The organism is Pseudomonas sp. GB2N2 (assembly GCF_054897705.1).
The window spans coordinates 467,676-491,923 of the sequence record NZ_CM142701.1 but is presented as its reverse complement, the minus strand read 5'-3'; the positions used below and the strand labels follow the sequence as shown (position 1 = coordinate 491,923).

Below are 24,248 nucleotides of genomic sequence, written 5' to 3'. Positions count from 1 at the left end.
CCGTTCAAGTTCGGCCTGCTCGCGACCGGCGACATCGGCGCCGACCAGCACATCCGCCGCGCCACTGACCTGGTGCAGCAGCACCTGGAATGACGCCAGCAGCGTGCTGTACAAGGTGACGCCAGCGTCTTTGGCAACTGTGCGCAAGGCATGGGTCAAGTCGCGGGTGAGGCGGAATTGCACCGCATCGCCCTCATACGACGACACCGGCCCGCGCGGCGTGTCCAGCGGCAACGGCAACTGGCCGCTGTAACCCTTGAGCGTGTCTCTCCAATACGCTGCCTGCTGACCCATAACGCCTTGTTCTTCGAGCGCCCGTTGCCACAGGGCGAAGTCGGAATACTGCACGTCCAGTGCCGGCAAGGGCGTGGGATCGCCGTGTTGGGCCGCGTCGTAAATCTGCACCAGTTCGTTGATCAGCACGCCCATCGACCAGCCATCGGAAATGATGTGGTGCATGCAATACAGCAACACGTGTTCGGTCGGCGCCAGGTTCAGGATTCGCCCGCGCCACAACGGCGCCTGCTCCAGATCGATGGGTGTTCGCGCATTTTCCAGCGCCGCGTGTGCCACAAATTCTTCCTGAACACTGCGGGACAATCCGGACAAATCGGTGGCCGGGAAATCGACCTCGACCTGTTCGGCAATCAAAGCAATCGGGTCGCCTTCGTCATTCTGTGAGTAAGCCGTACGCAGCACTTCATGGCGGCTCACCACCTCGGCGAAACTGCTCAGCAGACGCTCGACCGACAGCTCGCCGCGCAAGCGCAACGCCATCGGCATGCCATAGGCCGATGTGCCACCGGACAGTTGCTCGGCGATCCACAAGCGGCGTTGCACCAGTGAAAGCGGCGCGACGCTTTTGTTGCCGTGGGCTACTAATTGCGCAACCTCGACAACAGGCTTCGCCTGGGTCTGCATCCAAGTCGCCAGATCCTGCAACCGTGGATGGCTGAACAGGTCGCGCAGGTTCAACGGGCAATCGCTGAGTTTGCGCAGGCGCGAAACCGCCTGGGTCGCCAGCAACGAATGCCCGCCCAATTCAAAGAAGTGATCGTTACGCCCGACCGCCTCCAGCTCCAGCACCTCTCGCCAGACCGTGGCGATCTGCTGTTCCAGCGTGCCGACCGGAGCGACAAACTCGCCGCTGGCCGCCGTGGCATCGACACGCGGCAAGGCGTTGCGGTCGATCTTGCCGTTGGGGCTCATCGGCAGGGTTTCGAGCAACAGCACGTGCGTCGGCACCATGTAATCCGGCAGGCTGGCCCGCAGCCGTGCCTTGAGTTCATCGCGCAGACTCGCCTGAGCCGCCGCGTTGCCACGGGCCAGTGCCGGGTCATCGAACGCGACGTAGGCGACCAGTTGCTGACCGATCGCCGCCGGTTGCGCCACCACCAGCGCTTGACGCACCGACGGTGACCGGAGCAGATGGGTTTCGATTTCACCGAGCTCAATGCGCAAGCCACGGATCTTCACTTGGTGGTCGAGACGCCCGACGTAGTCGATCAAGTTGTCGGTGCGATAACGCGCCAGGTCACCGGTGCGATAGAGGCGACCGCCACCGAGCGGATCGAACGGATCGGGAATGAAGCGCTCGGCGGTCAGGTCCGCGCGGTTGAAATAACCCCGGGCCAGCAACTCGCCGCCGATCACCAGTTCACCAACCACACCGACCGGGGCCGGTTGGCCGTGGATGTCCAGCACGTGCAAGCCGCGTCCCTGCAAGGCCTGGCCGATCGGCATGGTCGCCGGCAATGGGCGATGGCCCAGCGCGTAGTCGCTGCAATCGAGTTCGGTGGCGCTGACCGTGGCTTCGGTCGGGCCGTAGGTGTTGAGCAGGCGCACGTGGCCGAGGCCGGCATTGGCCCAGGTGGCCACGCCCTCCGGAGGCATCGCTTCGCCTCCGACGCTGACCAGGCGCAGCACGCCGTAATCACGCGGCGCCGAGGCTGCGAAGTCCTTGACCAGCATGGTCCAGTAGGCCGTGGTCAGGTCGCTGACGGTGATCTGTTTCTCCAGCACTTCACGGTGCCAGGTTTCACTGTCCCAGATCTCCGGTCCGCGCAGCACCACCGACGCCCCGCAAATCAGCGGTGGATAAAGCTGCTCGACGAAGGCATCGAAATTGAACGTGGCAAATTGCAAACCACGATCCGCCGCGCTGAGATCATGGAAACCCACGGTCACCTGGGTGTGCCGGGACAGTGCTGAATGGTCGATGGCCACGCCTTTGGGGCGCCCAGTGGAACCGGAAGTGAACATGACGTAGGCGAGGTTCTGCGGGCTGCAACGGACCGGCAGGTTGTCGTTCTGCTGCGGCCACTCCAAGTGATCGAGGCTGAGCACAGTGACGTGTTTCGTGGCCGGCAGCGCGCCTCGTAAATGACTCTGGGTCAGCAACACGCGCAGACCGCTGTCCTCGATCATCGCCCCCAGGCGCTCGGCCGGGTACTCCGGGTCCAGCGGCACATAAGCACCACCGGCCTTGAGCACCGCCAACAGGCTTACGATCATCTGGGGCGAACGCTCGACCGCGATGCCCACCCGCACATCGGGGCCGACGCCGTGCTGCACCAGCACCCGCGCCAACTGGTTGGCCTGGCTGTTGAGATCGGCGTAGCTCAGGCGTTGTTCGTTGTAGATCAACGCCAATGCCTCCGGGGTCTTGGCCGCCTGATGCTCGAACAGTTGCTGCACACAATGTTCGTCGCTCGGTTGCACCAAAACTTCGCGCAGCGCCACCGGCACCAGAGTCAATTCACCGAGGCAACGCTCGGCCGGTGCGTTCACCATCTGCTGCAGGAGCTGGTCGAGGCACGCGCCCAATCGCTCGATCACCGCGCCATCGAACTGTTGACGGTCGTAGCTGAACTGCAACGACAATTGCGTGCCGAGCGTCACCGACAGCGTCAGCGGGTAGTTGGTCTGTTCGAAGTTCGCCACAGCGCCGAAATGCAGGTGGTGAGACGCGCCCTGTTGCAACGCGTCGGCAACCGGGTAGTTCTCGAACACCAGGATCGAGTCGAACAGTGCTTCACCGCCCTGCCCGGCCCAGCGCTGGATGTCGAATAGGGGCGTATGTTCCTGCTCGCGCAGCAGCAGGTTTTGCGCCTGCACCTGTTGCAACCATTGCGCCAACGGCTGCTCGGCACGCGGGCTGGCGATCACCGGCAAGGTGTTGATGAACAGGCCGATCTGCTGCTCGACGCTGTCCAACTGCGCCGGACGCCCGGAGACCGTGGCGCCGAAGCTGACCGTGTCCTGCCCGGTGCAACGCTGCAGCAACAGCAGCCACGCGGCCTGCACCAAGGTGTTGGCGGTGACTTTTTGCGCCCGGGAAAATTGGTTGAGGCTGGCGGTGCGTTCGGCATTCAGATTGAGGAAATACTCGCCCTGACCGGTCACGTCACTGGCGCTGTGAAGCAGCGCTTTTGCCAGACAGGTCGGCTCGGCGTAACTCGCCAGTTGCGCCTTCCAGAAGTTTTCACTGACTTGCGAATCCTGACGAGCCAGCCACTCGATGTAGTCGCGATAACGCCCTACGCTGATCGCCGGGGCCTGCCCGTTGTAGCGTTGCAGCACCTCGCCCAGCAACTGCGAATTGCTCCAGCCGTCCATCAGAATGTGATGGCTGGTGTAGATCAGGTGATAACCCTCGACGCTGACCCGTACCACCAGCAAGCGCAGCAACGGCGCGTCGCGCAGATCGAAGCCCTGCTGGCGTTGCTCGGTCGCCAACTGGTTGAGCGCCTGCGGCAGATCACTGCGGTCGCGCCAGTCAAGGACGCTGAACGGCACGCGCAAATCCTTGTGGATCACTTGCAACGGACGCTGCAATTCGCCGTCCCAGATAAAACTGCTGCGCACTACATCATGGGCATCCATTGTGCCTTGCCAGGCATCGCGGAAACGCTCGACGTACAGACCGTCGACGTCGACGCACAGCTGATTGATGTAATCGCCGGGCTGTTGCTCGTACAGCGTGTGGAACAGCATGCCCTGCTGCATCGGTGACAGTGGGTAGATGTCTTCGATCTGCCGTGGCGTGACCGTCAGGCTGTCGAGTTGCTGTTGCGTCAGCCCGGCCAACGGGAAGTCGGAGGGCGTCAGGCCTTGATGCGAAGGCTCGCAGCAGTGCTCGATCAACAGCTCAAGTTCCCGGGCGTAGGCATGCGCCAATCTTTCGATGGTCGCTTCATCGAACATCTGACCGCTGAAGGTCCAGCCAATGCTCAACTCGCCGGCATACACCCGGCCGTTCAGGGTCAGCCAGTTATCCAGCGTGGCCAGCGGGCTCTGATTGGCGCCGGCGGACTCGGTGGCCGGGGTCAGCAATACGCCGGAGTCCCCGGCAAACCCGGCGTCGAACTGGCCGAGGTAGTTGAAGGTGATGCGCGGCACCGGCAGGTCTTTGAGCGCTTGCCGCGTCAAGTCGTTGCCGAGGTAGCGCAACGCACCGAAACCCAGGCCCTTGTCGGGAATCGCGCGCAGTTGTTCCTTGATGGCCTTGATCGACGCACCCGGTTCGGTCGCCGTGGTCAGGCGCACCGGGAACAGGCTGGTGAACCAGCCGACACTGCGGCTCAGGTCGAGCTTTTCGAACAGGGCTTCGCGACCATGGCCTTCGAGCTGGATCAGGGTCGACGCGTCGCCCGTCCACTCGCCGATCACCCGCGCCAGTGCGGTCAACAGCAGGTCATTGATCTGCGTGCGATAGGCCGCGGGCGCGTCCTGCAACAGCTTGCGGGTCTGTTCCTTGTCCAGGCGGGTCTGCACGTGCAGCGCGTGACGATTGTGCAATTCAGACTGCGGCCGATCACAGGGCAGATTCTGGCTTGCGCCCTGTAGCTTCGTTGTCCAGAACGCAAGCTGTTCTTGCATCGGTGCGCTGTCGGCATGTGTTTTCAAGCGGTGCGCCCAAGCCTGCGTGGCGCTGGTCTTGGCCGGCAACTTGAGCGGATGGCCCGCGTGGAACTGCTCGTACGCCTGTTGCAGGTCTTCCAGCAAAATCCGCCACGACACGCCGTCCACCACCAAGTGATGGATCACCAGCAGCAAGCGCTGGCTGCCATCGGCCATGTTCGCCAGCACCGCGCGCAACAGCGTGCCGCTGGCCAGGTCGAGGCTGCGCTGGGCTTGCTCGGCGAGCTGTTCAAGCGCTGCCGCATCCGCGACGTCTGCCTGCCACAACACGGTCTCGTGTTGTTCATCCTGTGAGCGATGCGTTGCGACCCAGGCACCGCCCTCGACCGTGAACGCCAGACGCAATGCATCGTGATGCGCCACCAGTGCTTCTAATGCCTGCTCCAAATACCCGGCGTGCAACGTTCGTGCGGATTTGAGCAGCACCGACTGGTTCCAGTGATGCGGCTCGGCCAGTTCACGCTCGAAGAACAATTGCTGGAACGGCAACAACGGCGTCCGCCCGCTGACCGGTCCCTGATCAATATTCAGCGTCGCCTGGCCGACCGTGGCCACGGCCGCCAGGCTTTGCACTGTCTGGTGCAGGAACAGGTCTTTCGGGCTGAAATGAATCCCTGCCTGACGGGCGCGGCTGACCACTTGAATCGAGATGATCGAATCGCCGCCCAGCTCAAAGAAGTTGTCGCTGATGCCCACGGGGTTGCGTCCAAGCACGCTTTGCCAGATCTCTACCAGCGCCTGTTCGGTGCTAGTGGTCGGCGCGCTGTAGGCGTGGCGGCTGACGCTGGTGTCGGCTTTTGGCAGGGCCTTGCGCTCCAGTTTGCCGTTGGGGCTGACCGGCATTCTCTCCAGCCAAAGCCAATGCTGCGGCACCATGTATTCCGGCAGGCTCTGGCTCAGATGCACTTTTAAGGTGTGCTGAATGGCCTGACGGGTGGCGTCGTCGGCGCTGAGCAGCGCCGCACGTTGTGGTACCACGTAGGCCACCAGCAGGGTTCCGTCCTGGGCGATGACCACGGTTTCGCGGACCTCGGCGTGTTCGGCCAGACGCGCCTCGATCTCGCCCAGTTCAATGCGCAAGCCACGGATTTTCACTTGATGGTCGATGCGCCCGGCGTACTCGATCACGCCGTCGGCACGGTAGCGCGCGAGGTCGCCGGTACGGTACAGGCGCTGGCCGTTGCCGAACGGGCTGGTGACGAAACGTTCGGCGGTCAACGACGGTCGACGGTGGTAACCACGGGCCAGGCCCTCGCCGCCGAGGTACAGCTCACCGGTCACACCGACCGGCAGCGGCGCCAGCTCGGCGTCGAGGACGTAGGTGCTCACGTTGGCAATCGGCTGACCGATCGGCACCACGTCGTGGCCTTCGTCAATGCAGGTCCAGTGAGTGACGTCGATCGCGGCTTCAGTCGGGCCGTAAAGGTTATACAGCCCGGCGTTCGGCAACTGGGCGAACACCTGCTGCTGCGCGTCGACTTGCAGCGCTTCGCCGCTGCAAATGATGCGGGTCAGGCTGGTGCAGGCGGCCACGGCCGGGTCTTGCACGAACATCTGCAACATCGACGGCACGAAGTGCAGCGTGGTGATCTGTTGCGCGGTGATCAGTTCGATCAGTTGCGCCGGATCGCGGTGCGCGCCCGGGGCCGCGACCACCAGCGTCGAACCGGTCAGCAACGGCCAGAAGAACTCCCAGACCGACACGTCGAAACTGAACGGGGTCTTTTGCAGCACTTTGTCCGAGGCATCAAGTCGATACGCCTGTTGCATCCAGCACAAACGGTTGACCAGCGCCGAATGGCGGTTGGCCGCGCCCTTGGGTTGGCCGGTGGAACCGGAGGTGTAGATCACGTAGGCGAGGTTTTCGCCGTCGAGGATCGGCTGTGGATTGGCCTCGCTTCGCCGGTCGAGCCAGTCGTTATCCTGATCCAGCACCAGGCTGTGAATACCGGCGGGAATCGGCAGTTGCCCGAGCAGATGATTTTGCGTCAGCAACAATTGAATGCCGCTGTCTTCAAACATGTAGGCCAGACGCTCCGAGGGGTATTCCGGGTCCAGCGGCACATAGGCGCCGCCGGCCTTGAGGATCGCCAGCAGGCCAACGACCATTTCCACTGAACGTTCGGCGGCGATGCCCACCCGCACGTCCGGCCCGACGCCCTGCTCGATCAATCGATGCGCCAACCGGTTGGCCCGGACGTTGAGTGCGGCGTAGCTCAAGCGTTGCTCGCCAAACACCAGCGCACAGGCGTCCGGGGTTTTCCCAACCTGATCCTCGATCAGCAGGTGCACCGGGCGTTGCAGCGGGTAGTCGGCGGCGGTGGCGTTCCAGTCGCGCAGCATGTGTTGGCGTTCGTGTTCATCCAGCAGCGTCAGTTGCGCCACCGAACAGTTGATGTCTGCCACCAGATGGCGCAGCAGCTTCAGCCAGTGACGCCCCATGCGCTCAATCGTCGGAGGCTCGAACAAATCCGTGGCGTAAGTCAGCGAGGCGTGCAGCCCCTGCGGGTTATCGCTGGTGTCCAGGGTGAGGTCGAATTGCGCGTTGCGGTGCTCCCCACTGAGGTTTTCCAGTTCGATGCCCGGCAACGCCGGGGCCAGGGTCGATTCGGCTTCGCTGCGATGGTTGAACATTGCCTGGAACAACGGGCTGTGGCTGAGGTTGCGTTGGACCTGCAAGGCATCAACAAGCTGCTCGAACGGCAAGTCCTGGTGCATCTGCGCCGCCATCGCCGTGTGCTTGACCTGCTGTAGCAACTGCGCCGCCGTCAGCTCGGCATCGAACTCGGCACGCAGCACCTGGGTGTTGACGAAGAAGCCGATCAGGCGCTCGGTTTCCAGGCGGTTGCGGTTAGCAATCGGCACGCCGACGCGGATGTCCGCCTGACCGCTGTAGCGATGCAGCAGGGTCTGGAACGAGCCGAGCAACAGCATGAACAGGGTGACGTTTTCGCGGCGGGCCAAGGCTTTCAGCCCAACGGCTAAAGCATCGTCGATGTGAATCGGCAGGCGTGCGCCACGGAAACTTTGCTGCGCCGGACGCGGATGATCGGTCGGCAATTCCAGCAGCGGTTGTTCGCGGCCCAATTGTTGAGTCCAGTAGTTCAACTGACGATCCCGCTCGCCGGCCGCCATCCATTGGCGTTGCCACACGGCGTAGTCGGCGTATTGCACCGGCAGCGCCGGCAGTTCGACCGCCGAATACAGCGCCAGCAGGTCGTCGATCATCACCTGCAACGACCAGGCATCGGACACAATGTGGTGCAGCGTCAGCACCAAAACGTGATCCTGCTCGCCAACCTGCAACAGCACGCAGCGCACCAGTGAACCGTCGTGCAAGTCAAACGGACGTTGAGTTTCCGCCTCGAAAAACCGCTTGATGTTCGCCTCGTCGCCGACCGCCAAACGCTGCTCGGTGAAGCTGACACGCCCTTGCGTCTGGATCACTTGCAAGGTCTGTCCGTCTTCCTCGATGAACGCGGTGCGCAGGCTTTCGTGGCGTTCGACCAGTGCCTGGAAGCTGCGTTGCAGCGCCGATTTGTCCAGCGCGCCCCGCAGGCGCACGGCGGTGGGAATGTTATAGGCGGCGCTGTCGGGGTCCATTTTCCACAGGAACCATTGACGCTCCTGAGCGAAGGACAGCGCCAGCGGTTGGTCCCGCGCAACGCGGGTGATCGCCGGTGGCTGCTCGCCCTGCCCGACGTCCAGCGCGCGGACGAAATCCTGCAGGACGCTGTGTTCGAACAGGCTGCGCAACGGCACCTGAATGTTCAGCAACCGACGCACGCGCGACACCACTTGCGTGACCAGCAGCGAGTGCCCGCCGAGTTCGAAGAAGTTGTCGGTCAAACCCACGCGGTCGAGCTTGAGCACGTCCTGCCAGATCGCCGCGACCTGCTGCTCGCGCTCGCTGTGCGGCGCCAGGTAATGCACTTGCAACTGGCCGACATCCACCGCTGGCAGCGCCTGGCGGTTGAGCTTGCCGTTCGGGGTCAATGGCAGACGCTCAAGAAACAGCAGGTGCGCCGGCACCATGAATTCCGGCAGGCATGCCTTGATCGCCGCCTTTAACTCATCGCGCAAGCGTTGTTGATCGTCAGCGCAAGTCAGGTCCAGTTGCGGCGAGACCACGTAGGCGACCAATTGCTGACCGCCCAAGGCTTCTTGCGCCAGCACTGCCACTTCGCGCACCGCCGATTGTTCGAGCAGACGCGCTTCGATTTCACCAAGTTCGATACGGAAGCCGCGGATCTTCACCTGATGGTCGATGCGGCCCACGTACTCGAGCACGCCGTCATGTCGATGGCGTGCGAGGTCTCCGGTGCGATACAGCCGCGCGCCATTGCCGAATGGATCGGGCAGGAAGCGCTCGGCGGTCATCGCCGGACGGTCGTGATACCCACGCGCCAGGCCATCGCCGCCGATCAGCAATTCGCCGATGGCACCTGCCGGGTTCGGCGCAAGCTCGTCACCGAGGATGTACAGCGTGGTGTTGGCAATCGGTTTGCCCAGATATGGCTGATGTTGTGACGGAGTCAGTTGCCAGGTCGCCGACCAGATCGTGGTTTCGGTCGGGCCATAGAGGTTCCACACCTGCCCCGCCAGGCCAAGCATGCGCTGGGCCAGATCATCGGCCAGCGCTTCACCGCCACAGAGCAATTTGCAGCCGCGCAGGATCGGCGCCTGTTCGTGATCGAGCAGCATGCGCCAGGTCGACGGCGTGGCTTGCACCACCGTGACCTGCTGCTGGCGGATCATCTCCAGCAAGGCTTGCGGGTCCTGAGCGGTCTGCTTGTCCACCAGCACCACGCGGGCACCGCACAGCAATGGGCCGTAGATTTCCAGGCCGAAAATATCGAACGAAAACGTGGTCAGCGACAGCATGCGGTCCCGGGCCGCCAGCCCCGGTTCGCTCACCATGCTGGTCACGAAGTTCACCAGCGACCGATGGCGCACCATCACGCCTTTGGGCTTGCCGGTGGAGCCGGAAGTGTAAATCGCATACGCAAGGTTTTCGCCATCGATGGCGACGTGCGGATCGGCCTCGCTGTAGCCACGGGCGTGCTTGCCGTGCGGGTCGAGTAGCAGTGTTTGTACGTCGTGCGGAATCGGCATTTGTCCGATCAGATGCGCCTGGGTCAGGAGCAATTGAAGGCCGCTGTCCTCGATCATGTGCGCCAGCCGGTCCTGCGGATATTGCGGGTCCAGCGGCACGTAGGCGCCGCCGGCCTTGAGAATCGCCAACAGCCCGACAAGCATTTCCAGGCTGCGGTCGACGGCAATGCCGACCAGCCGATCCGGGCCGACGCCGAGTTCGATCAGGCGATGGGCCAATTGATTGGCCTGACGGTTGAGCTGCGCGTAATCCAGCGATTGCCCGTCGAACACCAGCGCCGTGGCCTGCGGCGTGCGCAAGGCCTGGGCTTCGATCAACTGATGGATGCAACGGTCGGTCGGGTAGTCGGCGGCGCTGTGGTTCCAGTCCACCAGCACTTGCTGTTGCTCGTTCGCGTCGAGCAGCGCCAGTTCGCCGACCCGTTGCTGCGGATCGGCGACGATGCTGCCCAGCAGGGTTTGCCAGTGCCGGGCCAGCCGTTCGATGGTGGTGTGATCGAACAGATCGGTGGCGTAGGTCAGCTGCGCACTGAGGCCTTCGGCACCGTCGAAAGTTTCCAGGGTCAGGTCGAACTGCGCGGTGCGCGCCGGTTGATGCAGATGGCGGAGGGTCAGGCCCGACGAATCGGCCGTCTGGGCACGGCGGGTCGCGCCACTGCTCTGGTGGTTGTACATGACCTGGAACAGCGGGCTGTAACTGAGGCTGCGTTCCGGTTGCAGCGCTTCCACCAGTTGTTCGAACGGCAGGTCTTGATGGGCCTGCGCTGCTATCGCAGTGTCCTTGACCTGGGACAGCAGCGTGCTGAAGCGCGCTTGTGGATCAAACTCGGTGCGCAGCACCTGGGTGTTGACGAAGAAGCCGACGAGGCGCTCGGTTTCGACCCGGTTGCGGTTGGCGGTGGGTACGCCGACACGAATGTCGGCCTGACCGCTGTAACGGTGGAGCAAGGTCTGAAACGAGGCCAGCAACAGCATGAACAGCGTGACGTTCTGCGTTTTGGCCACGGCCCGCAGTTGCTCGGCCAATGATGCCGGCAACGCCAGTTCGACCCGCGAACCGCGCAGGCTTTGCACCGCCGGGCGCGGATGGTCGGCGGGCAATTCCAGCACCGGATGATCGGTGCCCAATTGGGTGTGCCAGTAGCTCAATTGGCGCTCGCGTTCGCCGGCCTCCATCCAGTGTCGTTGCCAGATGCCGTAATCGGCGTACTGGATCGACAGCGGTGGCAGCGCCGATTCCTGGCCCTGACGGAAAGCGCCATACAGGTGCAGCAGCTCCTCGACCATGACCCGCATCGACCCGCCATCGGACGCGATGTGGTGCTGGGTCAACGTCAGCACATGGTCCTGGGCGCCGAGGCGCAGCAGGCTGACGCGCAGCAGCGGTCCGTTGATCAGGTCGAAGGGCTGCGCGATCTGCGCGGCAACAAACGCCTCGATCTGTTCTTCGGTCGGCAGCGTTTGATCCAGTTCCTGGACGTTGATCGTCAGCGTCATCTGCGGATGAATCACCTGCACCGCACAGTCGTCCTGCTGCAAGAAAGTGGTGCGCAAGCTTTGATGGCGCTCGATCAGGCTGTTGAAGCCGCGTTCAAGTGCTGCCACGACGAGGTCACCGTGCAATTGCAGGGCGGTGGGAATGTTGTAGGCGGCACTGTCGGGGTCCATTTGCCAGAGAAACCATTGGCGTTCCTGGGCAAAGGACAGCGGCACCGGATCAAACTGCGATTGGGTTTCCGGGATCGGCAAGTTGGCCGGCGACACCCCTTCTTCGAGCATCTTTTGCAGGTACACCCTGCGCTTGTCGAGCGGCAAAGTAATGAAGCGCCGGGCGATTTTCAAAGCGACATTGGTGTCCATCAAGCTTCCTCCATTTCGTCAAGCAGGGCGTCCAGCTTGCTCAGTTTCGCGGTATCGACCTGCTCACCGTCGATGGCCAGTTGGCTGACGAAGTCCATAAGTACGGGGTGTTGAAAAATCAGTTGCGGGGTCAGTTTCAGCCCCAATTCCAGTTGCAGCCGAGAGACCACATTGACCGCCAGCAGCGAGTGCCCGCCGAGCTCGAAGAAGTGGTCGTGCAGGCCGACGCGTTCGAGGTCCAGCACTTGCTGCCAGATCGCCGCGACTTGCTGCTGAAGTTCGCTGACCGGCGCGACATAGCCGGCCTGCAACTGGCTGGCGTCCACCGCCGGCAAGGCCTTGCGATCGAGCTTGCCGTTGGGGGTCAGCGGCAGTTGCGCGATGAATAGCACGTGAGCCGGCACCATGTACTCAGGCAGGCTGTCCTTGAGTCGCGCCTTGAGTTCGGCGCGCAGGCGGCGTTGCGCGTCGGCGTCGTCAAGGGCCAGTTGCGCGGGGACCACGTAGGCCACCAATTGCTGACCACCGAGGGCTTCCTGGGCCAGCACCGCCACATCGCTGACGGTAGGCTGTTGCAACAGGCGCGCTTCGATTTCACTCAGCTCGATACGCAAGCCACGGACCTTCACCTGATGGTCGATGCGGCCGCGGTACTCGATCACGCCGTCGTCCTGATAACGGCTCAGGTCGCCGGTGCGGTACAGACGTTCGCCATGGCCGGCGAACGGGTTGGGCACGTAGCGCTCGGCGGTCATGCCCGGACGCCCCAGGTAACCACGGGTGATGCCGGCGCCGGCCAAGTACAACTCCGCCGACACGCCTTGCGGCACCGGCTGCAGGTCGGCGTCCAGCAGGTAGCTGGCGGTGTGTTTCAGCGGCCGACCGATGTTCGCCATGCCGCCTGCGGTGCGGCGGGTCCACGTGGAATAAGTGGTGTCTTCCGACGGGCCGTACAGGTCGTAGACGTGGTTGACCGTTGATTGTTCGTAGAGTGAATCGACCAGCGTCTGCTTCAGCGGCTCGCCCGCCAGATTGATGATGCGCACGCCCGGCGGGATTTGCCCGGCGGCATGCAGCGCATTGATCGCCGACGGCACGGTATTGATCAGGCGCACTTGATCGCGCGCTGGCAAAAGCGGCAATTCCAGCGCATTGCGGGCGATGATCAGCGAGCCGCCGTTGGCTAGGGTGACAAACAGCTCCCACACCGACAGGTCGAAGCACACTGAAGTGGAGGCCAGCACGCCTTGAATATCTTCGCGGCTGTACACCGATTGCGACCAGTCGATCAGCGCCAGCACGTTGCGATGGGCAATCGCTACGCCTTTGGGTTTGCCGGTGGAACCGGAGGTGTAGATTACGTACGCGAGGTTGTCGGGGGTGACGCGAGTCAGCGGCGCGCTGTCGGGATAACCTTCGGCGGCGCCCATCAGCAGCACTTGAGTGCCGCTCGCCACGTTGAGTTGCCCCGCCACCGCCGGCTCGGTCAGCAACAACAAAGCGCGGCTGTCTTCGAGCATGTAGGCGACCCGCTCGGCCGGGTAGTCCGGATCGAGCGGCACATACGCACCCCCGGCCTTGAGCACCGCGAGCAGCGCGATCAGCAATTGCTCGGAACGCTGCATCGCCACGCCGACCCGCACTTCCGGGCCGACGCCTGCTTCGATCAGCTTGTGCGCCAAGCGGTTGGCTTGCGCATCGAGTTCGGCATAATTCAGCTGTTTCGTACCGAAGGTCACCGCCAGCGCATCCGGCGTCGCTGCAACCTGCAGTGCGATCAATTCATGGATGCACAGGTTGTCGGCGAAGCCTTCGTCTATACGGTTCCAGTCATAAACGATGCGCTGCTGTTCAGCTTGATCCAGCAAGACCAACTCGGCGAGGCAACGTTGTCCACCCTCGGCCATCTGGCTCAGCAGGTGCTGCATGTGCTCCGCCAGTTGCGCCACAGTCGGCGCGGCAAATTGGCCACGTTGATAGCTGAAATGCAGCGCCAGTTGCTGGTCCAGGCTCACCAGCAACGTCAGCGGGTAGTTGGTTTGTTCGTGGCTGGCCACCGGGCCGAAACGCAGCCCTTGCGGCGCGCCTTGTTCCAGCACCTGGGAGATCGGGTAGTTCTCGAACACCATCAACGTGTCGAACAGCGCTTCACCGCCCTGCCCCGCCCAGCGCTGGAGATCGAACAACGGCGTGTGCTCGAACTCGCGCAGCGCCAAATTCTGCGCTTGCACCGCTTGCAGCCAGCGGTCGAGCGACTGTTCCGCACGTGGCGTGGCGATCACCGGCAAGGTGTTGATGAAGAGGCCGATCTGTTGCTCCACGCCCGGCAAATCCGCCGGACGACCGGCGACCGTCGCGCCAAACGCGACGGTGTCTTTGCCGCTGTAGCGTTGCAGCAGCAACAGCCACGCCGCCTGCACCAGGGTGTTGAGCGTGACTTTCGAGGCCCGGGCAAACTCGCCCAGTCGCGCGGTCAGGTCGGCATCCAGCACCTGGAAATGATCGCCATAACCTTCGGCGCCCGCCGTTGGTTGCGGGACCGTCTGCGCCAGGCGGGTCGGTTCCTCCAGCTGACTCAGGACCGGGGTCCAGAACGCTTCGCTGGCCGCCGTATCCTGGCGTTGCAACCAGCCGATATAGTCGCGATAACGCCCGCTGTTCGCCGCGACGATTTGGCCGCTGTAGCGTTGCAGCACTTCACCGAGCAACTGAGAATTGCTCCAGCCGTCCATCAGGATGTGGTGGTTGGTGTAGATCAGGTGATGGCGCTGATCTTCGAGGCGCACAATCACCAAACGCAGCAGGCTGGCATCACTCAAGCTCAGGTTTTGCCGCTCGCTGTCGGCCAGCGCTTGCAGCGCCTGTTCAGGCTGCGGGTGAGCGCGCAGGTCGTGCAGGCTGTAAGGCAGCGGCGCGTGTTTACTGACCACCTGCACCGGGGTTGGCAGCTCGCCCTGCCAGACAAACCGCGTGCGCAGAATGTCGTGGGCCGCGACGGTCGCTTGCCAGGCTTGACGAAAACGCTCGGGCTCCAGGCCTTCGACGTCCAGGCGCATCTGGTTGATGTAATCGCCCGAGGTCTCTTCGTACACCGCGTGAAACAGCATGCCCTGCTGCATGGGCGACAGCGGGTACACATCCTCGATCATCTGCGCCGGCAGCGGCAGACGGTCGAGTTGAGCTTGGTTCAACGACGCCAACGGAAAGTCCGACGGCGTAACGCCGTGGTGCTCGGCCTGGCAGCAATGGCCGATCAGTGCCTGCAACTCCTGCGCGTAGTCGTCGGCCAGTCGCTGAATGGTCGCTTCATGGAACATGTCGCGGCTGAAAGTCCAGCCCAGATTCAGCTCGCCGCCATACACCTGACCATTGAGCGCCAGTTGATTGGCCAGCGGCGCCTCGGCGTCCAGCTCATCGCCGGCTGCTTCGCTGGACGGCACGAACAAGGCGCCGTCGGCCTCAGTGAAACTGCCGTCGAACTGGCCCAGATAGTTGAAGGTCAGGCGCGGCACTGGCAATCGGGCCACGGCTTGACGGGCAGTGTCGTCACCCAGATGGGCCAGCGCGCCAAAACCAATGCCTTTGTTGGGGATCGCGCGCAGCTGTTCCTTGATCTGTTTCAGCGAGTCGCCGAGGTCGGCCGTCGGGGTGAGTCTGGTCGGGTACAGGCTGGTGAACCAACCCACGGTGCGGGTCAGGTCGACCCCGTCGAACAGCTCTTCGCGGCCATGCCCTTCGAGCTGGATCAGCGCGCTTTCGGCGCCGGTCCAGCGCACCATGACCCGGGCCAGCGCGGTCAGCAGCAGATCGTTGACCTGGGTGCGATAGGCCGCCGGGGCGTCTTGCAGCAGTTGACGGGTCAGGTCGCGATTGAGTTGCGTACGCACGGTCAGGGCCTGCTTGTTTTGCAGCCCACCGTCGGGGTTGTCCATGGGTAACGCCACGTCGGCGCCGTGCAATAGCTGTTGCCAGTCGGCCAGCTCACGCTGCAACGGCGCACTGCGCGCATAAGTTTGCAGGTGTTGCGCCCAGACCTTGGCCGCACTGGTTTTTGCCGGCAGCCGCACCGGCTCGCCCAGCGCCAATTGACAGTAGGCGGTTTGCACATCGTCGAACAGAATCCGCCACGACACGCCGTCCACCACCAAATGGTGGATCACCAGCAACAGTCGCTGGCTGCCGTCATCGAGGTTGGCCAGCACCGCGCGCAGCAACGGGCCGTCGTGCAGGTTCAAACTGCGTTGCGCGGTGTTGGCGGCGGCTTCGAGTCCGGCCGCGTCGGCGACGTCCACCGACCAGACCAGCGCTTCGGTCTGGCTGTTCAGCGAGCGGTAGTCGGCGCGCCAGCCATCGGCCTGTTCGACGAAGCTCAGGCGCAGACCATCGTGATGCGCCACCAGCGCGCCGAGCGCCTGCTCCAGCAGTCCGGCGTCGAGGGTTTGCGTCGGCTTGAGCATCACCGCCTGATTCCAGTGCTGACGCTTGGGAATGCTCTGTTCGAAGAACAGCCGCTGCACCGGCAATAACGCCAATTCGCCCGTGACGGGGCCCTGATCAATCAGTTGTAGCGGTTCGCCAACCCGCGACACCAAGGCCAAAGCCTGCACGGTCTGGTGTTGGAACAGGTCCTTGGGGGTAAGTCGAATGCCGGCCTGACGGGCGCGGCTGACCACTTGAATCGAGATGATCGAGTCGCCGCCGAGCTCGAAGAAATTATCGCTCAGGCCGACGTGCTCAAGCTTGAGCACGTCCTGCCAGATCGTCGCCAGTTGCTGTTCCAGCGCGCTTTGCGGCGCGACGTAGGCTTGCTGCAACTGGCTGACGTCAGGCTTGGGCAGGTGCTTGCGATCGAGTTTACCGTTCGGCGTCAGCGGCAGGCGTTCCAGCACCAGCACATAGGCCGGGACCATGTGCGCCGGCAATGCGACTTTCAATTGCTCGCGCAGGGTCTCGGCGAAATTGCCGCGCCCGGCATTGGCCACATCGGCGACCACATACGCCACCAGACGCTTGCCGCTACCGGCGCTGCCTTCCTGGGCCACGACCACGGCTTCGCGAACACCGGCCAAGGCTTGCAAACGCGCTTCGATTTCCCCCAGTTCAATGCGAAACCCACGGATTTTCACCTGATTGTCGATGCGATCCAGGTAGTCGAACGTGCCGTCGATACGCTGGCGCACCAGGTCGCCGGTGCGGTAAAGCAAACCACCGCCGATGCCGAACGGATCGGCGACAAAACGCTCGGCCGTCAGGCCCGGACGGTTCAGGTAACCCCGGGCCAGGCCGGTGCCGCCAAGGTACAACTCGCCGGCCATGCCTTGCGGCAGCAGATTCAGGTCGGCGTCGAGCACGTAGGCGCTGCGGTCGCCGATGCGGCTGCCGATCGGTGCATACGCGGCGCCGCACGGCACCTCGCGCCCGGCCTTCCAGATCAGCGGCGTGACCACGGTTTCGGTCGGGCCGTAGCCGTTGATGATGTAGTCGGGGTCGAGAGCGCGCCTGACCCGTTCGAAGCTGGCGGCCGGCACCGCATCGCCACCGAAGCAATAGATCCGCACCTTCGGTGGGTTACCTTCGCGCTCGGCATGCTCGGCAAGTTGTTGCAGGTACACCGGCGGGAACGCCACCACCGTCACGCCGTGCTCGCGCATGGCGTTGTAGGTCTGCTCCGGGGTCCACAGGCTGTCATCGCGAATCAGCAGCGACGCACCGTGGGTCAGGCTGGTCAGCCAGCGTTCATGGGCACCGTCGAAGGCGAAGGACATGAAATGGAATTCGCAGTCGCTGTCGCGCATTTCGTAGCGTTCGCCGATGGCCTGGCAATGCATCGCCAGCGGGCCGTGGGCGACGCTCACGCCTTTCGGGTTGCCGGTGGAACCGGAGGTGTAAATCACGTAGGCGAGGTTTTGCGGATCGAGCTGAATGTGCGGCGCGGTCAGCGGCTGATCAACGAGGTCGAGACCGTCGAGTTGCAGCATTGCCACTGAGGCCTGAACCGGTAATTGCGCAGACACTGAGGAGTCGGTCAGCAACAATGCCAGGCCAGAGTCTTCCATCAGATACGCCAGGCGTTCAAGCGGATAACGGGTGTCCAACGGCACATAGGCGCCACCGGCCTTGAGCACTGCCAGCAGCGCGACGATCACGCCTTCACTGCGCGGCAGGGCCACGCCGACCCTGGTTTCCGGTCCGACACCGCGCGCGATCAACGCGTGGGCCAGTTGGTTGGCGCGCTGATCGATGGCGCCGTAGCTGAAGTGCTGGCCGGCGAAAATCACCGCTGTGCGCTCGGGACGCTGCGCCGCCAGTTCGGCAATGCGCTGGTGCACCGCTACGTTTATCGGGTAAGGCTGCGGCTGATTGGCAGCCTGTTGCCCGGCCAGTTCGGCGGCACTGGTCAGGGCAATTTCACCCAAGTGGCGATCAGCGGATTCGGCGAACTGTCCCAGCAAATGCAGCAAGTGCTGGCTGATGCGCTCGATGACGGCCCCCGGGAACAGCGCCCGGTCGAAGCTGTAATGCAGGGTCAGGGTCTGGCCGAAGGTCACGGCGATGCTCAGCGGGTAATGTGATTGTTCAAGGTGGGTCACTTCACCGAACACCACGCCCTGCTCCGATCCTTGTTGCAGCGCTCGGGCAATCGGGTAGTTCTCGAACACCAGGATGTTGTCGAACAGTGCTTCGCCACTCTGTCCGGCCCAGCGTTGAATGTCCGCCAACGGCGTGTGCTCGAAGTCGCGCAGGCTGAGGTTTTGCGCCTGCACCGTTTGTAGCCACGCCGCGACCGTTTGATCCGGACGTGGCGTGCCGATCACCGGCAAAGTGTTGATGAACAGGCCGACCTGTTGCTCGATGCCCGGCAAGTCGGCCGGGCGACCGGCGACGGTGGCACCGAAGGCCACGGTTTCGTGACCGGTATAGCGTTGCAACAACAGCAGCCACGCCGCTTGTACCAAGGTATTGAGGGTGACTTTCTGTTGCCGGGCAAATATTTCAAGGCGTTGGGTGGCGCTGAGGTCCAGGGTCTGGAAATGATCGCCGTGGCCGCTCAGGGTTTCGCTGCAGAACAGCACTTGCGCCAGCCGCGTCGGTTCTTCCAAAGAAGCAAGCTGCTCGCCCCAATAATCCTCGCTCGCTTGTGGGTTCTGACGTTGCAGCCAGCCAATGTAATCACCGTAACGCCCGACCGTGACCGGCGGGGTGTGACCGCTGTAGCGCTGCAAGACTTCGCCGAGCAACTGCGAGTTGCTCCAGCCATCCATCAGGATGTGATGGTGGGTGTAAATCAGGTGCCAGCCGTTCGCTGAAGTGTGCACCAGCACCAGCCGCAGCAACGGTGCCTGACCGAGATCGAAACCCTGTTCGCGTTCTGCATCCGCCAGTTTGCTCAGCGCCAACGCGTGATCGCCTTGCTCGCGCCAGTCAAGCACGGTGAACGGCAATTGCACCTGTTTATGGACGATCTGGATCGGCTGCTCCAGCTCGCCCTGCCAGACAAAACCCGTGCGCAGAATATCCTGCGCGTCGACGGTCGACTGCCAGGCTACGCGAAAACGTTCGGCATCAAGCCCCTGAACGTCGACCCGCAACTGGTTGATGTACTCGCCCGCCGTCTGCTCATACAGGGTGTGGAAAAGCAGGCCTTGCTGCATCGGCGACAACGGATAAAGATCGTCAAGCAAACCGGCATTGACCGGCAAGCCATCGAGTTGCGCTTGCGTGAGTTGCGCCAGCGGGAAGTCCGACGGCGTGGCTTGCGCAATGTCGAGGGCGCAGCAATGGTCGACCAGTGCGTTGAGCTCCGCGGCATAGTCGGTGGCTAATTGTTCGATGGTGGAGGTGTCGAACATCTCGCGGCTGAATCCCCAGCTCATCGACAGCTCGCCGCCGTACACCTGGCCTTCTACGGTCAACCAGTTGGCCAATGGCGCGGACGGATCTTGCGCCGTGCCACTGCCTTCACTCGACGGTTCAAACAGCGCGGCGGTATCGAACTGACGGTCGAACTGCCCGAGGTAGTTAAAGGTGATGCGCGGCGTGGGCAAGGCGGCCAGTACGGCGCCGATGGCTGGCTCCGCGAGGTAGCGCAGCGCGCCATAACCCAGGCCTTTGTCCGGCACGGCACGCAGCTGTTCCTTGATGCTTTTGATCGATGCACTGACGTCCGCGCCCGGCGTCAGGTTGACCGGGAACAGGCTGGTGAACCAACCCACCGTACGGGTCAGGTCAATGTCACCGAACAGATCCTCACGGCCATGGCCTTCGAGCTGGATCGGCGTGCTGCCCTGCTGTGTCCAGCGGCAAACAGTGCGTGCCAGCGCCGTGAGCAGCAGGTCGTTGACCTGGGTGCGATACGCCGCCGGGGCCAGTTGCAAGAGTTTGCGGGTCTGGCTGGCGTCGAGTTTGATCTCGACTTTCTGCTCGAAGCGGTTCTCCAGGGCGCCGTCCGCGTGATCGCAGGGCAAGTCGCGTTGCGGTGCGTCGCGCAGTTGTGTCTGCCAGTAATCGAGGCTGTTGTGGAACGCGGGAAGGTGATCGTGCAGGCGTTTTACCCAGTGCTGGTATGAACTGGTTTTTGCCACCGGCATGAGCGTCGAGCCATCGCGTGCCTGGCCGTAGGCCTGCTGAAGATCCTCAAGCAAGACCCGCCACGACACGCCGTCTACCGCAAGGTGATGAATGACCAGCAGCAAGCGCTGGGTACCATCGGACAGATCAACCAACATCGCCCGCAGCAACGGACCGTCCCGCAGATTGAGGCTGCGCTGGGCTTCGTCGCACAGGGTCTGCAGGGTTTCGTGCGAATGCGCCTGCCGCCGCCACAATACCGACTCGGCGGACGGTTCGGCATAGGCTTGCTGCCAACCAGCGGCCGTCATTTGGAAACGCAATCGCAAGCCGTCGTGATGCGTGAGCACCTGCAGTAGCGCCTGATCCAGCGCGGCGGCCTCCAGTTTTTCACGCGGGAGCAGCAGCAGCGACTGGTTCCAGTGCTGACGCTCGGGGATGTCCTGCGCAAAAAACCCGTGCTGCACCGGCGCCAGGGGCACGGCGCCCACCGCCGGGCCTTGGTCGATGCGATGCTGTTCACCGTGACGGGCGACTTGCGCCAGGCTGCGGACGGTCTGGTGCTGGAACAAGTCTTTGGGACTTAAAACGATCCCGGTCTGACGGGCACGGCTGACCACTTGCATCGAGACGATGGAGTCACCGCCGAGCTCGAAGAAGTTATCTTCCACACCAACCGTTTCCACGGCCAGAACGTCTTGCCAGATCGCCGCCAGGGATTTTTCCATGACAGTGCGCGGCGCGACGTGTTCACGCTGCTGCAGGCTGCCATCAACCGCCGGCAAGGCCTTGCGGTCGAGTTTGCCGTTGGGTGTCAGCGGCAGCGCTTCGAGAAATACCAGGTAAGCCGGGACCATGTAATCCGGCAAATGCTGACGCAATGCAGCCTTGAGAACTTCGCGCAGGTCGGCTTGAACATTGGCATCGCCCGTCAGCACAGCGGCATCGGTCGGCACGATGTAGGCCACCAATTGCTGACCGTTGGCGCCGTCTTGGGCCAGGACCGCCAGCTCGCGCACCGCGTCCAGTTGCAGCAGGCGCGATTCGATTTCGCCGAGCTCGATACGCAAGCCGCGCACCTTGACCTGATGGTCGATGCGGCCGACGTATTGCAGCCTGCCGTCGGGCTGATAACGGGTCAGGTCGCCGGTGCGGTACAGACGTTCGCCATGGCCGGCAAACGGGTTCGGCACGTAGCGCTCGGCGGTCATGCCCGGACGCCCCAGGTAACCACGGGTGATGCCGGCGCCGGCCAAGTACAACTCCGCCGACACGCCTTGCGGCACCGGCTGCAGGTCGGCGTCCAGCAGGTAGCTGGCGGTGTGTTTCAGCGGCCGGCCGATGTTCGCCGTGCCGCCTGCGGTGCGGCGGGTCCACGTGGAATAAGTGGTGTCTTCCGACGGGCCGTACAGGTCGTAGACGTGGTTAACCGTTGATTGTTCGTAGAGTGAATCGACCAGCGTCTGCTTCAGCGGCTCGCCCGCCAGATTGATGATGCGCACGCCCGGCGGGATTTGCCCGGCGGCATGCAGCGCATTGATCGCCGACGGCACGGTATTGATCAGGCGCACTTGATCGCGCGCCGGCAAAAGCGGCAATTCCAGCGCATTGCGGGCGATGATCAGCGAGCCGCCGTTGGCCAGGGTGACAAACAGCTCCCACACCGACAGGTCGAAGCACACTGAAGTGGAGGCCAGCACGCCTCGAATATCTTCGCGGCTGTAGACCGATTGCGACCAGTCGATCAGCGCCAGCACGTTGCGATGGGCAATCGCTACGCCTTTCGGTTTGCCGGTGGAACCGGAGGTGTAGATTACGTACGCGAGGTTGTCGGGGGTGACGCGAGTCAGCGGCGCGCTGTCGGGATAACCTTCGGCGGCGCCCATCAGCAGCACTTGAGTGCCGCTCGCCACGTTGAATTGCGCCGCAAGTGCTGGCTCGGTCAACAGCAGCAGAGCTCGGCTGTCTTCGAGCATGTAGGCGACCCGCTCGGCCGGGTAGTCCGGATCGAGCGGCACATACGCACCCCCGGCCTTGAGCACCGCGAGCAGCGCGATCAGCAATTGCTCGGAACGCTGCATCGCCACGCCGACCCGCACTTCCGGGCCGACGCCTGCTTCGATCAGCTTGTGCGCCAGGCGGTTGGCTTGCGCATCGAGTTCGGCATAACTCAACTGTTTCGTACCGAAGGTCACCGCCAGCGCATCCGGCGTCGCAGCAACCTGCAGTGCGATCAATTCATGGATGCACAGGTTGTCGGCGAAGCCTTCGTCTATACGGTTCCAGTCATGAACGATGCGCTGGTATTCCGCAGCTTCCAGCAGCGGCAAATCGCCGATGCGTTGCTGGCTGTCACCGACCATTCCCTGCAACAGGCGGGTCCAGTGTTGCGCCATGCGCTGGAGGGTTGCGGCGTCGAACAGGTCATTGGCGTAGGTCAGCGCGGCGTGCAGCGTGCCGGCCTTTTCATAGGTGTCGAGGGTCAAGTCGAACTGGGTGGTGCGCCCTTCCCACTCGATCGCGCCCAGCTCCAAACCTGATGCGGTAGTGACCGTGGAAATGTCCGCCACCAGCGGCTGGTGGTTGTACATCACCTGGAACAGCGGGGTGTGGCTCAGGCTGCGCTCCAGCTTCAAGGCTTCGACCAGGCGCTCGAACGGCAAGTCCTGATGGGCCTGCGCGCCGAGGGCGGTTTCCTTGATGGCGCCGAGCAGATCCGCCACGCGGGTCTGAGCGCCCAGCTGCGTGCGCAACACTTGGGTGTTGACGAAGAAGCCGATCAGGCCTTCGATTTCGCCGCGATTGCGGTTGGCGATCGGCACGCCGATGCGGATGTCGGTCTGCCCGGTGTAGCGGTGCAACAGCACATTGAACGCACCGAGCAACAGCATGAACAAGGTGACGTTGTGCTTCTGCGCGGCGGCGCGCAGTTGCTCGGCCAATTGAGGGTCGAGGCCGAACTCGTAGCGGGTGCCGCGATAGCTCGGCATGGCCGGGCGCGGATGGTCGGTGGGCAATTCCAGCACCGGGTGTTCCTCGCCCAGCTGCGCTTGCCAGTATTCAAGTTGCCGGGCCTGCTCGCCGGCTTCCAGCCAGCGACGCTGCCACAACGCGTAGTCGCTGTACTGGATCGGCAGCGCTGCCAACTGCGGTTGCAGGCCAGCATCATGGGCGTCGTAACAGCGGATGAACTCGTCGATCAGCACATTCATCGACCAGCCATCGGAGACGATGTGATGCAGGGTCAACAGCAGCACATGTTCCTGCTCGGCGAGCTTGAGCAACTGCACTCGCAGCAGCGGGCCGACCGCCAGATCAAACGGCAGCAGTGATTGCTGTTGGGCAGCCCGGGCAACGGCTTGTTCGCGTTCATCGGGCGGCTGTGCGCTGAAATCGACGTGCTCGATCTGCAGCGAGGTACAGGCCGGCACCTGCAGCAACGTTGCGTCGGCCTGCCGCTGGAACACCGTGCGCAGGGTTTCGTGACGGGCCACCAGGCTGGCGAACGCCTGGTCCAGCGCCGAGCGGTTCAAACGCCCCGTCAGACGCACCGCGCCCGGCAAGTTGTAGGCGCCGCTGTGCGGGTCCAGTTGCCAGAGAAACCACATGCGTTGCTGCGCGTAGGACAGCGCCTGACGGTCCTCGGCCTCGACGCCCTGGGGAATCGGAAACCGGGCGAAATCCACGCCCTCCTTGTGCAAGGCCGCGAGGAACATCTGGCGCTTTTCCAGGGCCAACCCGATAAACCGGCGAGCAAGTTTCAAGGAGTCTTCAGCATTCAT

At 63.2% G+C, this 24,248-nt stretch carries 2 protein-coding genes (1 of these 2 only partly in view); both read right to left on the bottom strand.

Translation table 11 applies throughout. The features are described from left to right. Positions 1-11,898, bottom strand: the 5' portion of a protein-coding gene (locus ACYZT4_RS02240) for a non-ribosomal peptide synthase/polyketide synthase (protein ID WP_461984903.1). Its footprint begins 1,560 nt before the window's first position; the window shows 11,898 of its 13,458 coding nt (coding positions 1-11,898); its start codon is at positions 11,896-11,898; the stop codon falls past the left edge of the window. After that, the gene (locus ACYZT4_RS02235) at positions 11,898-24,248 is read right to left on the bottom strand and encodes a non-ribosomal peptide synthetase (RefSeq protein WP_461984902.1); all 12,351 of its coding nucleotides are present in this window, start codon (positions 24,246-24,248) and stop codon (positions 11,898-11,900) included. Before ACYZT4_RS02235 ends, ACYZT4_RS02240 begins: the two co-directional genes overlap by 1 nt.